At 41.9% G+C, this 13,810-nt stretch carries 11 protein-coding genes; 4 read left to right on the forward strand and 7 right to left on the reverse strand.

The window, feature by feature from the left end; translation table 11 throughout:
- Positions 1 to 30: 30 nt before the first annotated feature.
- The gene (locus AACW06_RS03775) at positions 31 to 2,313 is read left to right on the forward strand and encodes an acyl-CoA dehydrogenase (protein WP_192074057.1); all 2,283 of its coding nucleotides are present in this window, start codon (positions 31 to 33) and stop codon (positions 2,311 to 2,313) included.
- Positions 2,314 to 2,478: 165 nt separating this feature from the next.
- Positions 2,479 to 3,681 (forward strand): enoyl-ACP reductase FabV, encoded by a 1,203-nt coding sequence (fabV, locus tag AACW06_RS03780; protein ID WP_192074058.1) that lies wholly within the window; start codon positions 2,479 to 2,481, stop codon positions 3,679 to 3,681.
- Between the two features lie 103 nt (positions 3,682 to 3,784).
- On the opposite strand, the gene AACW06_RS03785 is transcribed toward fabV, so the two are convergent.
- Entirely contained in the window at positions 3,785 to 5,467 is a 1,683-nt protein-coding gene (locus AACW06_RS03785; protein ID WP_192074059.1) for an aspartate:alanine antiporter, read from the reverse strand.
- A 185-nt stretch (positions 5,468 to 5,652) separates the two neighbouring features.
- Positions 5,653 to 5,919, reverse strand: a complete 267-nt coding sequence (locus AACW06_RS03790; protein WP_172533475.1) for a GrxA family glutaredoxin — start codon at positions 5,917 to 5,919, stop codon at positions 5,653 to 5,655.
- A 293-nt stretch (positions 5,920 to 6,212) separates the two neighbouring features.
- On the opposite strand from AACW06_RS03790, the gene AACW06_RS03795 reads away from it, so the two are divergent.
- Positions 6,213 to 7,454 carry an iron-containing alcohol dehydrogenase gene (locus tag AACW06_RS03795; protein ID WP_192074060.1) on the forward strand — a complete coding sequence of 414 codons (1,242 nt, stop codon included), beginning with the start codon at positions 6,213 to 6,215 and terminating at the stop codon, positions 7,452 to 7,454.
- Positions 7,455 to 7,489: 35 nt separating this feature from the next.
- Here the strand turns inward: AACW06_RS03795 and AACW06_RS03800 are convergent, their stop codons facing one another.
- The 5 genes from AACW06_RS03800 to AACW06_RS03820 all read right to left on the reverse strand — a co-directional run bounded on the left by AACW06_RS03800 (position 7,490) and on the right by AACW06_RS03820 (position 12,852).
- Positions 7,490 to 8,344, reverse strand: a complete 855-nt coding sequence (locus AACW06_RS03800) for a MurR/RpiR family transcriptional regulator (protein WP_192074061.1) — start codon at positions 8,342 to 8,344, stop codon at positions 7,490 to 7,492.
- A gap of 307 nt (positions 8,345 to 8,651) precedes the next feature.
- Positions 8,652 to 10,301: a pyridoxal-dependent aspartate 1-decarboxylase PanP gene (gene panP / locus AACW06_RS03805; protein ID WP_192074062.1), complete on the reverse strand. Its 1,650-nt coding sequence runs from the start codon at positions 10,299 to 10,301 to the stop codon at positions 8,652 to 8,654.
- Positions 10,302 to 10,402: 101 nt separating this feature from the next.
- Complete coding sequence (locus AACW06_RS03810; RefSeq protein ID WP_192074063.1) at positions 10,403 to 10,915, reverse strand: hypothetical protein; 513 nt, start codon at positions 10,913 to 10,915, stop codon at positions 10,403 to 10,405.
- 87 nt (positions 10,916 to 11,002) lie between these two features.
- Complete coding sequence (locus tag AACW06_RS03815; protein ID WP_192074064.1) at positions 11,003 to 11,908, reverse strand: lysine exporter LysO family protein; 906 nt, start codon at positions 11,906 to 11,908, stop codon at positions 11,003 to 11,005.
- A 23-nt stretch (positions 11,909 to 11,931) separates the two neighbouring features.
- Complete coding sequence (locus tag AACW06_RS03820; RefSeq protein ID WP_192074065.1) at positions 11,932 to 12,852, reverse strand: HDOD domain-containing protein; 921 nt, start codon at positions 12,850 to 12,852, stop codon at positions 11,932 to 11,934.
- A gap of 370 nt (positions 12,853 to 13,222) precedes the next feature.
- On the opposite strand from AACW06_RS03820, the gene AACW06_RS03825 reads away from it, so the two are divergent.
- Positions 13,223 to 13,810, forward strand: a complete 588-nt coding sequence (locus tag AACW06_RS03825; protein ID WP_192074066.1) for a TfoX/Sxy family DNA transformation protein — start codon at positions 13,223 to 13,225, stop codon at positions 13,808 to 13,810.

Genomic DNA, 13,810 nt, shown 5'->3' on the forward strand with positions numbered 1-13,810 from the left:
AAAATCCAAGTGAACAAAAGGATCTGAACTATGAGCTCTCTACGAAGAAAATGGATAAGCGACCCAGCTTTTAAACTGTTTAAACAGGTATTGCCACCGTTATCTGATACGGAAAAAGAGGCGATGGAAGCCGGGAGTGTTTGGTGGGATGGGGAGCTATTTTCTGGCAAGCCAGATTTCAAAAAGCTGCATCATTACCCTAAACCAACGTTATCAAGTGAAGAGCAATCTTTCATTGATAACGAGTTAGAAACCCTGTTATCAATGCTAGATGATCACAAGATCGTAAAAGAAGATCGTGATTTACTTAAAGAGGTATGGGAATTCTTACGTAAAGAGCGTTTCTTTTCTCTTATCATTTCTAAAGCTTATGGTGGCCGAGAATTTTCAGCATTAGCGAACTCTACAATTGTGTCACGTATTGCGACTCGTAGTATCAGTACCGCTGTTACCGTTATGGTACCAAACTCGCTTGGGCCTGGTGAACTTCTTTCTCACTACGGTACACAAGAGCAAAAAGATTATTGGTTACCGCGTCTTGCTGATGGTACCGATATCCCTTGTTTTGCTTTGACAGGCCCTGAAGCGGGCTCTGATGCTGGTGGTATTCCTGATCAAGGCGTGGTTTGCTATGGCAAGCATGAAGGTAAAGAAGTGCTTGGTATCAAGCTGAGCTGGAACAAGCGTTATATAACGCTCGCTCCGGTGGCAACCGTATTAGGTCTGGCATTTAAGCTGAGTGATCCTGACAAGTTATTGGGTGACAAAGAAGATATTGGCATTACCTGTGCTCTCATTCCTGCCAATCATAAAGGGGTAGAAATTGGCGAGCGTCATGACCCACTTGGCCTTGCTTTTATGAATGGCCCGACTCGTGGACAAGATGTTTTCATACCAATGGATTGGTTGATTGGCGGTGCGGATTATGCAGGTAAAGGTTGGCGAATGTTGGTTGAATGCTTATCTGCTGGGCGTGGTATCTCTCTACCTGCATTGGGAACGGCAATTGGTCATCTGACTTCTCGCACGACGGGTGCTTACGCTTATGTTCGCAAACAGTTCGGAATGTCGATAGGTAAATTTGAAGGTGTTGCTGAAGCATTAGGACGTATTGGTGGGCTAACTTATTTATTGGAAGCGACGCGCACGTTGACAACGACCTCACTAGACCTTAAAGAAAAGCCGGGTATTGTGACCGCGATTGCTAAATACCACATGACGGAAATTGCCCGTACGATCTTAAATGATTCGATGGATATTCATTCTGGGCGTGCGATTCAAGATGGCCCAATGAATTATTTAGGTACGCATTATCTAGGTATTCCCGTTGCGATTACGGTGGAAGGGGCGAATATTCTGACTCGTAACCTAATGATTTTTGGTCAAGGCGCAACGCGTTGCCACCCTTATGTACTGAAGGAAATGGAAGCTGCGGCCAACCCAGATGTTAAGCAAGGCGCTAAAGATTTCGACAAGCTGCTGTTTAAACATATCGCTCATGCTACCAAGAACACGTTCGGTGCTGTGGGCGCTGCGTTGACAGGTTCACGCTTTATTAAAGCAGATATGAGTGGACCAACTAAAACTTATTATCAGCAGTTAACCCGTATGAGTCGTGCTCTAGCGGTGAGTGCAGATTTTGCCATGTTGACTCTAGGTGGTGAGCTTAAACGTAAAGAAATGATTTCCGCGCGCTTGGGCGATGGTCTAAGTTATCTGTACATGGCATCAGCGACGCTGAAAAAATACGAAGATGAAGGACGTCAACAGGCTGACCTAGATTACGTGCACTACGCTGTTCAACACTGTTTGCATCATGCGGCTCAGTCATTGCAAGAAGCCTATACAAACTTCCCGACTAAAGTTGTTGGACGTTTATTAAAAATATTGGTATTCCCATTGGGGAATCATTTTGCAAAACCGAGCGATGAATTGTCAGTTAAATTAGCAGAAAGCTTAATGACACCTGGTGCCCACCGTGATCGTCTTACACATCTCTGTTACATCGGAGAAGAAGAAAATGACAGTGTTGGATTAATGGAACAAGCTTTTTTAGCTATGTACGGTATTAATAGCCTTGAGCGTAAGCTGTTCCGCGCTGCCAAAGAGGGTAAAATCGCCCGCAAAGGCGTACTGGCTGATAGGCTTGCTCAGGCTTTACAAGCTAACGTTCTGACTCAAACTGAAGTTGATCAAATTTTAGAAGCAGATAAATTGCGTTATAAGGCAATACAAGTTGACCATTTTAGTCATGATTTTAGCGAGGTAATGACCAATAAGCCGGGAAAGCCAAAGCTAAATAACGTCGCGTAGCGAGTAAAAATAACGCTGATTAATTAAGGCACCTATCAAGGGTGCCTTTGTTTTTTGGGAAACAGTGATCCAACCACTTGCAATTTCTGCTTATTTTGAAAGAAATAAGGTGAGATTTGTGGGCGAAACTTTTATCCTAGCTGAGATTTTTGAAGGAAGTTGAATATGATCATCAAACCTAAAATTCGCGGATTTATCTGTACGACAACGCACCCAGTGGGTTGTGAAGCTAATGTAAAAGAACAAATTACTTACACTAAAGCGCAAGGTCCAATTAAAAATGCACCTAAGCGTGTACTTGTTGTGGGCTCATCAAGTGGTTATGGCCTGTCTTCTCGTATTGCAGCAGCCTTTGGCGGTAATGCTGCGACTATCGGGGTTTTCTTTGAAAAACCAGCGACAGAGAAGAAACCAGGAACTGCCGGTTTCTACAATGCGGCTGCGTTTGACAAACTTGCTCATAAAGCGGGTTTATATGCGAAAAGCCTAAATGGTGATGCATTTTCTAACGAAGCTAAAGAAAAGACGATTGAACTGATTAAACAAGACCTAGGTCAAGTTGATATGGTGGTTTATTCGTTAGCTTCTCCAGTGCGTAAATTACCAGAGACTGGTGAATTGGTTCGTTCATCGCTAAAGCCTATTGGTCAAACTTACACATCAACGGCGGTTGATACCAATAAAGACACTATTATTGAAGCCAGTGTTGAACCTGCGACTGAGCAGGAGATTGAAGACACAATCACAGTAATGGGTGGTCAGGATTGGGAGTTATGGATTAAGGCTCTATCTGATGCAGGTGTGCTTGCGCAAGGTTGTAAGACCGTAGCGTATAGCTACATTGGTACAGAATTGACATGGCCGATCTATTGGGATGGCGCTCTTGGTAAAGCCAAGATGGATCTAGACCGTGCAGCCGCTGAACTTAATGAGAAACTATCTGCAATTGGTGGTACGGCAAATGTTGCTGTTCTTAAATCGGTTGTGACTCAAGCGAGTTCGGCGATTCCTGTTATGCCTTTATATATCGCCATGGTGTTCAAGAAGATGCGAGAGCAGGGCGTACATGAAGGTTGTATGGAACAAATCTACCGCATGTTCAGTCAACGTCTTTATAAAGAAGACGGCAGTGCCGCAGAAGTTGATGAGAAAAATCGTCTGCGCCTAGATGACTGGGAATTGCGTGAGGATATCCAACAACATTGTCGTGAATTGTGGCCGCAAATCACGACTGAAAACCTAAAAGAACTGACGGATTACGTTGAGTATAAAGAAGAGTTCTTGAAACTGTTTGGTTTTGGTGTGGAAGGTGTTGATTACGAAGCCGATGTTGAGACAGCAGTTAAATTTGATGTGATTGATATCTAATCATATTTATTTAATCGTACGTCAAATGCAAAGAGGCACTCAGAAATGAGTGCCTCTTTTAGTTTTGCAACCCTACCCCCTCTTCTTTGGAAAGGGGCATTATCTAGCTGAGCAGAATTAAGATCGTACCGGTTAAAGTCATCAATATATTGGCTATCGCGTAGGTACCAGCATAGCCTAGAGCAGGAATGGTAGATTTAGCATAGTCATTAACAATATCCATCGCTGGAGCGCAGGTGCGAGCACCGATGATCGCACCAAACAGCAGAGCACGGTTCATTTTTAAAATATACGCCCCCACTAAGTAAGCAAAAACGACCGGTACCACACTGACTAAGAAAGCTAAGCCGATAACCTGAATACCAACGTCTGCGAGGTGCTCAAACATTTTGCCACCTGCGCTTAAGCCGATACCGACCATGAAGAACATCAAGCCAAGATCTTTGACCATATTTAGTGCTCCTTGAGGAACATAGCCAAATGTTGGGTGATTAGCTCTTAAAAAACCGAGCATAATACCTGAAAGCAAAAGCCCAACTGCATTACCAAGACCGAATGAAACTTGACCAAAAGTCATGGTAATTAAACCAAATAAAATACCAATAATGAAGAAGCTACAAAACGCTAATAAATCGGCCATTTGACTGTGAATCGAAATGAAACCAATTTTGTCCGCTAACCCTTGTACTCGGCTTTTTTCGCCACTGACCTGCAACACATCCCCTTTAGCGAGTACAATGTCTAAGTCCATTGGCATCTCAATCTGAGCGCGAATCACTCGGTTAAGGAAACAACCGTATTCTGACAAATTAAGGTCTGATAAGCGTTTTCCCGCGATGCTGTCACTTTTAACAACGATTTCTTCTTCAGAGATACGCAGGTCAAGCAGGTTACGGTCAAAAACCTCTTTCCCATTTCGAAAACTTGGGTCAAGTCGAGCATGGCTGTCAGGGAAACCAACGAGTGCGATTTCATCACCTTCTTGCAATATGGCGTCACCATCTGGGTGGGCGAGAATACCGTTACGGCGAATACGTTCAATATAGCAGCCGGTTTGTCGATAAATACCCAGCTCACGTAAGTTACGGCCATCGACCCAATTAATCAGTTCTTGTCCAACACGGTAAGCACGAATAATGGGCAGATACACCTTACGTTGGCCGCTGCCGCCTAAGCCACGTTCTTGGGCAATCTGCTGAGCAGAGTCAGATAAATTTTGTTTCTGTAATTTAGGCAATAACTTAGCGAACATGATCATGCTAATAAGGCCAATTAAATAGGCCATCGCATAACCGACAGAGACATTATCTAAAATAAGAGAAAGATCCATCGACCTTGGTAGTGTTGCTAGCCCTGAATTTAAGGCATCTTGCGCACCGACTAGGACAGGTGTTGAGGTTAACGCGCCAGCCATCATACCAGCCGCTAAGCCAAAATCGAGATTGAGATAGTAGCTACCAAAATAGGTAATCCAAGTTGCAGTGACCAAAACCACTAAACTTAAAATAAGATAATGTTTCCCATCTCGAAAGAAAATACCAAAGAAGTTCGGACCAGCTTCGATACCGACACAATAGATAAACAGCATAAAACCAATGGTCAACGCTTCGGCATTAAAGGAGAAACCGAGGTGTCCCATAATTAACGATGTAATCAATACACCGATAGAATTACCCAGTTGCAAGCTACCAAAACGAATTTTGCCAAATGCTAGGCCAATCGCTAAGACAACAAAGATAAGAAGAATAGGGTTCTGTTCAAGCAAAAGTACGACGTCGATATTCACGGCTCAACTCGTTATGTGTGCCAAGAGGTAGGTTAAGTGTGGGAATTGTATCTTAATATTGCAAAAAGATAAGTGAAATTTTTGATATTTGACAATTCACTGACTCGATCGAATAAGGATAGAATTTATTGATATCAAATGGTAAAAACCCGCCATATATCAGCGGGTTCTAATGTTTTCATCTTTTACTCGTCGAATAGACCTAAATGCTCTTTCGCGTAAGCTTCAAATTCGGTGCAGCCGCCAATGTGTTCCTGGTCGATAAAGATTTGTGGCACAGTTTCTACTGGTTTACCGACCGTTTTTTCCAAATCGGCTTTGCTGATACCTTCAGCATGGATATCAACATAACGGTAGTTGAAGTCATCACGCTTCAGTTTCAATGTGTCTGCGTGTTCTTTAGCGCGAACACAGTAAGGGCAACCAGGACGGCCGAAAATAACAACGAACATAGCTTTCTCCTTTATTCTGTTTCGTGCAACTATGCACGATTCAAGAAAGGAAATAAAGTGGCAATCACCTGTTGTTTCAATAGGTAAAATCTATTGCTGAATTCTTAAACAATACAAACTAGTTCTTTTAATATGTTATTAATGTATGCAAGCTTTCTTCGCTGTGATACCACGCATAAACCCATGGTTTTTACGTAGTTATTATCTTCAAGTTGCACTGCATCAAGAAAAAATAACGAGGATAAGTGCACTCTAAAACCAGCTAATTAGGATTAGAGAAAAGGAACACATTCATGTTTCAATTTATGACAGCAACTCGGATCATTTTTGGAGAAGGGGCGTTGCCAAATTCGCTCTCAATCTTAAATCAATATGGTTACAGCGTGTTACTGGTCTCAGGCAAAGAACGATCACGATCACGAATCATCACTCAATACCTCAATACTCAAAATATGCGTTATCAGCATGTGGCTATTACGGGTGAACCCAATATTACTATGGTTGAAGAAACAGCTATCCTTGGTCGCAGGTTTAAGCCTGACATGGTGGTGGCTATCGGTGGTGGCAGCGTTATTGACATGGGTAAAGCACTTGCGGCAATTATTCCCAATCAAGGAAACGTGTACGACTATGTTGAAGTTGTTGGCAGAAGCGTTCCACTTAAAACCAAACCTATTCCTTTTATTGCCATTCCTACAACCGCTAGTACTGGTGCTGAAGTAACGCGTAATGCGGTACTAAAATCAGGGCAAGACAAAGTTAAAGTGAGTTTACGTAGCCCTGAAATGTTAGCAGATGTAGCCATTGTCGACCCAACACTCACTTACGGAACCGATATGTATACTTCTGGGCGAGGTGCAATGGATACGTTTACCCATCTGATGGAGGCCTATGTGTGCGGAGAGCCAAACCTATTGACCGATATGGTATGTGAAGAAGGTTTACGACGGTTAAGTCGCTCTATTTTACCTGCTTGTCGCAAAGATGATAAAAAAGCACGTGCTGATTTATCATTTGCTGCCATGTTGGGTGGTATGGCTATCACTAATGCTAAATTGGGTGCCGCGCATGGATTAGCCTCTGCATTAGGTGGAAAATTAGAGGCACCACATAGCGTGATTACGGCGCGTTTAGCTCCGCATGTGATGTATGAAAATATTCGCTCTGCACGAAAAGCTAAACGTAAAGATCTACTTGGTCGTTATGAGAAAATTGCACAAATCGTTACTGGTCGGAATAACGTACATGTAGAAGATGGTGTTTTATGGGTAACAATGATGCTTGATAAACTACAGTTGCCAAACTTAAGCCAATTTGGTGTTTGCAGTACCTCTTTTGAAAAGGTTGCTGATGATGCTTTGCAGTCGGTTGCTATCAAGGGCAATCCTTTACCGTTAACGCAAGAGCGATTGGTTTATATTTTGAATCAAGTTTGTGGCTGTCAGGCTGGGTGTAAAGAACTAGATGCTAATGCAGCAAATCGTGTAGAGATTGTGCATGATCCAATGCTGCAACAGAGAAGTAAACAAGATTAAAAAAACGGAGCCAGTGGTAACGGCTCCGTTCAAAATTAAAATTGTGATAGTTTATCGTAACGTGAATCTTTCAAAGCATCTTTTACTCGCTTTAAATTTTCACGAAAGCCAGAACCTCTGCGCAAAGTAAACCCTGTGGCTAGTACATCAATGACGGTCATTTGTACGACACGGCTGGCCATTGGCATATAAACATCCGTATCTTCTGGTACATCAAGTGAGATCGAAAGTGAACTGGCTTTATCCAATGGCGAGTCTTTCGCCGTGATAGCGATAACCGTTGCGCCATTTTCACGAGCAAGATTCGCTATCTCAACCTGGCTTTTAGTTCTACCAGTGTGAGAAATTAAGACGATCACATCGTTATCAGTGCAGTTAATGCAGCTCAAACGTTGCATAACGATATCTTCAAAACAAGTGATAGGAATATTGAATCGGATAAACTTGTTCTGGGCATCTTTTGCAACTGCAGAAGAGGCGCCTAATCCAAAGAAAGATATACGCTTAGCCTGAGTAAGCAGATCCACTGCACGATTGATTTGCATGGGATCTAAGCTATTTTTTGCTACATCCAAACACGCCATGGTTGATTCGAAAATCTTATGCGTATAAGCATCAGGACCATCTTCTTCTTCAACATTACGATTTACATACGGAGTTCCGTTAGCAAGGCTTTGTGCCAAGTGAAGCTTGAAATCAGGAAAACCTTTGGTGTCTAAACGACGACAGAAACGGTTCACCGTGGGTTCGCTGACATCTGCCATTTTAGCCAGTGTTGCGATACTTGAATGAATCGCCGTCTGTGGTGAAGCCATAATGACCTCAGCAACTTTACGTTCCGACTTGCTAAAATTTTCCAAGTTTTTTTGAATTTTTTCTAATGTATTCATAGTGTTCACGCGGGCGAAGAGAACAACTCGTTGATTTTACCAATGATCTTTTTGGGAGAGTGGAACTAATGCCTTTCCTAAAAAGGTAGATTAAACCAACGCCATGAAGGGAGTATAAACCGAGGTTGTAGAATTCTGTAACAATTCAGCTCATCAATTGATGAGAATATGACAAGCCTCAAACAAAATTTCATGAAAACTACATATTTGAGGTTTAAATAGAGGAAAAATGAAAATTTTGGCTAATTAATGATTAATTAGTTACAGCAAAAAGAAATAAATTTTCAATTTGCTGTAACTGATCACGTTAAATTTGGCCAAGGATCTGCTGTGATTGCTGGTCAATTTTAAGCATAAGGTTAGGGGCTAATTTAACGATCTGGCGTTGTTCTTCTAAAACGGAGCCTAATATTTCATTGGTGGTCAGTGGGTTAGCCAATACAACACGAAAAACTATAGTATCCAATTTGTCCCAGTGCTCTGGGTTTAAGCGGGTACGAGAAACAAATGAGCGACCAGTTTCTCTTTGTTTTTTCTGTACAAATTGAGTGAGTTCGTTGAGTAGTTCGTTCAGTTTTGCTTTTTGTTCAGCGGTTGACAACTTGAGGGCTTTTTGCGTTATTGGAGGAAGGTAACGATAGGTTAGCAGACAGAGCTCGGGTTCAGAGATTAACTCAAAATCGTTTTGTTGTTTAATCAAGTCGGCAAAATAGCGTGCTTTATTAATACTTTGATCGATCAATAACTCATAACCCGGCCGACTGATGATATGCATACTGGCATACACTAGCATAGCCATACCAGAGCGAGACCCTTCCAATGTGTGGCTACCGAGATCTTTCGACCCTTTGCGCAAAATATACTGTGCGTGATGTTCAATGGAATGCATTGCGTCTGGGTTTTTGAATAACACCATTCCTGCACCCATCGGGATATATAACTGTTTATGTGCGTCAATTGTTACTGAGTCAGCGAGTTCAATACCATCAAGTAAATGGCGGTAGTTATTCGACATTAATGTTGCGCCGCCCCAAGCTGCATCAACGTGGAAATGGCAGTTTTCTTGCTGGCAAATAGCCGCAATATCTTTTAACGGATCGATTGTGCCAGTTTCAGTTGTACCAGCAACGCCAATGACAGCAAACGGTTTAATCTTATCTATTTTTAGCTGGGTGATTTTCGCTTTTAAGTCATCAGGACACAGTCGATTATTATTATCAGTTTTTACTGAAATCAGGCTGTCTTGACCAATCCCCAGTACATCCGCTGCTTTTTTCAGAGAATAATGGCCGCGTTCAGACACTAATATCGCCAGTCCATTATATCCATAATGTTGCATTGCCTTAAATAGGCCTTCTTTTTCAACGCCTTTAAAATCACCTTGTGCTTTGAGTGCATTATTGCGTGCCACCCAAAGAGCAGTAATGTTCGCGATAGTACCACCCGAGCAAAATGCGCCAAGCGAGTGCTCTGCACTGTGCATCCATTGTGAATAAAAAAGGTCATTTTGCTGATAAATCAAACGGTGCAGCATACCCAGCACTTGACGTTCTAAGGGGGTAAATGCTTTGGATGTTTCGATTTTTACCAAGTTTTGATTCAAAGCAATCATGATTTTTGATAATGGCATTAAGAAATAGGGTAATGCCGAGGTCATATGACCAATAAAACTTGGCGCAGCAGTGTGAACCGAATGAGAAACTAGCGTATCAAGTAGGTGCTGTGTGTGTTCAGACACAAACTCAGGCGCTTCAGGGATGTGTGCATTAGAGAAATCTTTCTCGATTTCTTTTAGTGGTTTTTCTTCGGCAACAATGTGTTCACGCAGGAAAAGATTAAGGTTGCGTGAAAGCTCAGCTTCAATTTTTGTCAGTGTTGAGTCGGGGCCTTCAGGCACGGTGAAGATTCGTAGTAAGCTCTCGAAACTCACATCTGCAGTTTTCTGTTCGGATACCATACAGCGTCGTAATTTTTATTTGTTATGGAAAGCGATCGGCACAATCTAAACGAAAACGGGACAGATGTCCCGTCTTAATTCGGTTGGGCGGTGGGCTTCGTTTATTGGCACTTGTTCTTTTCTAGCGTTGAAATTGCATCGTTGTAGCGATTGAGTGCCGTATCGATTTGCTTGGGATGACTGAGTAATTCTGCAAGTGCTGAGCGTAGCTCATAATTTTTTTCGTTCGGTGCAGTTTGTCGATCTTCAAACGTGGTTTTTGCTATTTGGCCAAGCTCATCGCTGCGTGAGGCGAGTACTTTTACGTCATGCTGTTCCAGTTTCAGCCAAGCTTCAACAGGTTGAGAGGTGGCGACTTTGGATGGATCGTTTTGAAGATAATAATGCACAGCTGCTCGACTGAGTTCGAAGTGATGTTGACGTCCTTGTAAGAACCATTGGCTTACTTCTTCAAGATCTGGATATTGCTTAGTAACTAGATCTGTTAAATCGCTGTACCAAGTTAATGATGCATCAATATAAGCATCATACTTTTTGTTCAAACATTGATTATCAGCAGCCATTGCCATATTCGTAGATGTTGAAAGTAGTAGGGCAACAATGACACGTTTCATAAATCTTCCTTTTTGAGCTTTTGTTATTGTGTGGGAGTTTACTCCCTAATTATGAGTGTAAATAATGATTAAGGTGATTCCTGATACCTAGCCTGCAAGTGATACAAAGAACAGCATCAGAATGGGCACGAGTAAGCTGAGAATAAAGCCACTGACGATAGCGATAGGGACACAACGCACACCACCTGTTGTTTGAATCACTGGCAATGTAAAATCCATCGCGGTTGCGCCAGCATAGCCAATAGATGTACAGGGTTTAGAGCGGATCAACATAGGGATCATGACTAAGGCAATGAGTTCTCTTAATAGCTCAATCATAAAAGAAGCCCCGCCATAAACCGGGCCGAAGGCATCACCCATTAAAATTCCAGACAGTGAATACCAGCCAAATCCTGATGCCATTGCGAGTCCTCTATATACTGGGATCTCTAAAATCATCGCTGAGATGATACCGCCAATCCATGAGCTGATAATGATAACTGAGGCGATGATCATGCCATGTTTATTAAGTAGGATTTGTCTGAGTGTTAATCCACTATTTCTTAATTGGATACCAATGAAAAAGAGTAAAATAAATAGAATCCATTCACTGGCAGTATCTACCCAAGTGAGATCTAACGCTAAAACGACACCAATGATTAACCCACCCCCGACAACTAAAATCAGTTTAATGGACTCTAAGGCCATATTTGAAAGTGGAAGTTTGGTGTGATTTGCATCGGTTTTGATCGGCCAACACTTGTCAATAAACGGTAAAACCAACAGGTTGCATAAACCGATCGCTAAGAAAAATACGGCAGTGAATTTGAGGATCAGCTGTAGGTTATCGCCGAGGTTATCAAGGGCGGCTAAACTGAGCCCCATAAGGAACAGAATGACATAGACTAACCAAGAGGTCGTTTTGTTCAACGCTGACAACCATTGCTGATTGGTTATAGAAAATAAATACCCCACGACTAATGGAGCAAAAATAAATAACATCCCTGAGAGCATCTAATCCTCTGATTATCTTTTATTTAAAAACCGCTCGCGCTAATGACATCGCTCAGCTTTGATTTGAATTCAATCTCGCTTAAATTACTGAGGTTGTACAGTACTTCAGCACCTGTCGCATTAATTTCAACTTCATGCTCATCAATATCGTCGTCTTGTCGGCGAAATAAGAGCAAGTGGTGTGCAATGCGTGCCACATCAAGGTAACTGACTTCATGAGAAGATGCGACTAAAGATTGATTTCCAGCCACTTCTAGGAAATCTGAGTCAAACCCCCAATTTCTTAAAACCAATTGACTGGTCTTCGAGCAGCGAGACTGGAAGATTTGTAGCGCAATATCTTGATCTAGATAATTTCCGTTCTGTAGATATAAGTGATATTCACTGACTAAACAGAACAGTCCAATATCAGCCAATAGACCAACTAATAGTGCTTTTTCTTGCTCTAAATGTTGATATTTAGCCGGTTCAAGTAGTTTAAAGGCTTGGGTGACTAAAACCATTGTCGCACCGAGCTCTTTTGATACCGATGCACTGTTAACTAGTATTTTATTGCACGCTTTGCTCAGGTTTACGGAGTGTTTTAGCTGTTCAATGGCTTGTGCTGTCACAATATCGCGAACTCTTAGAATACCCAAGCGGGATACCGCAGTAATTAAGTCAGTGCAGGTAATATTGCGGCGATTAAAAACAACGGAGTTTGCTACACGTATAACGATGGCTGCAAGCCCTGGGTCTTCTAATAGACAATCGGCCACATCCGATATTCCTGACGATTCTAACGTGCAAATCTTCTGAATTTTTAGAACGACATCCGGAATTGGCGGTAGCGAAATTTTCCCGGTGCTAATTGAGTGTTCAACTAACTGAGCAAATTCGCTTTCTAGTCCTTGGATGAGCATTTGGCGATGTTCGGGAAGCCAATAAAAAGATAAGTGATTCATAATAATGTGCTCAATTTGTATTAGGGGCATTTTACCGTTTGCTAGTCTAAATAAGCAACCAATTACATCAGCCTACGTCAATTTGTTCCTGTTTGGTCAAAATTAAGTGCCTCAAATGAGGCTGTAGGTATCAAAGAAAGTACACTCATAAGTTGATACTGTGATGCTGGTCATATAAAACAGATTAAATATAGTAATGGATGTGAGATATGCCCAGACTTATTTCGTATCGTTAACTATGATATGGGCATATGAAGGCAAGCTAATATTACATAATTAAATAGCTTGCCGTTGAATTATTCATTTTTTCGCTAAAAAATCCGCTGCTATCTGGTGATCACGTTTAATCGGGGAATTTGATTAAGGATCAATGGATATGACAGAGCAAGCATTTTTCGATTATGTAATTAAGTTTGGCGCTTTCCAAAAGCGTTCTATGTTTGGTGGAGTGGGGTTGTTTCAAAATGAGGCGATGTACTCTCTTATCAGCGAGGAGCGTATTTTTATCCGCGGTGGTGGCCATCTTGATAGCATGTTGACTCGCTTAGGCTGTGAAAAGTATAAACATGTCAAAAAGCAAACCACAGCCACGGTGAACTACTATGATATTACTGACCTTTTTGTTAGTGAAAGTGAAGAGCTTGATGCTATCGTTGCTCATTCAATACGACACTCTGTAAAGCAAAGAAGTTTCCAAAAATCTTCTGCTAGTCGGCGTTTGCGTGATTTACCGAATATGCAGTTAACACTTGAGCGCATGGTCAAGAAAGCTGGTGTTGCTGATGTCGAGACATTTATAGAATTAGGGGCATCAGAGGTTTTTTCTAAGGTGAGAAAAATCTATGGCAGCGACGTGGATGTTAAATTACTTTGGAAATTTGCGGGCGCAATCGAAGGTATTCACTGGAAACTGTTACAAGAACCTCGTAAGCGCCAGTTATTGAATCGTTGTTCGTAA

Origin of the sequence: Vibrio sp. S12_S33, from assembly GCF_963889785.1 — a bacterium.
GTDB classification, from domain to species: Bacteria; Pseudomonadota; Gammaproteobacteria; order Enterobacterales; family Vibrionaceae; genus Vibrio; species Vibrio aestuarianus.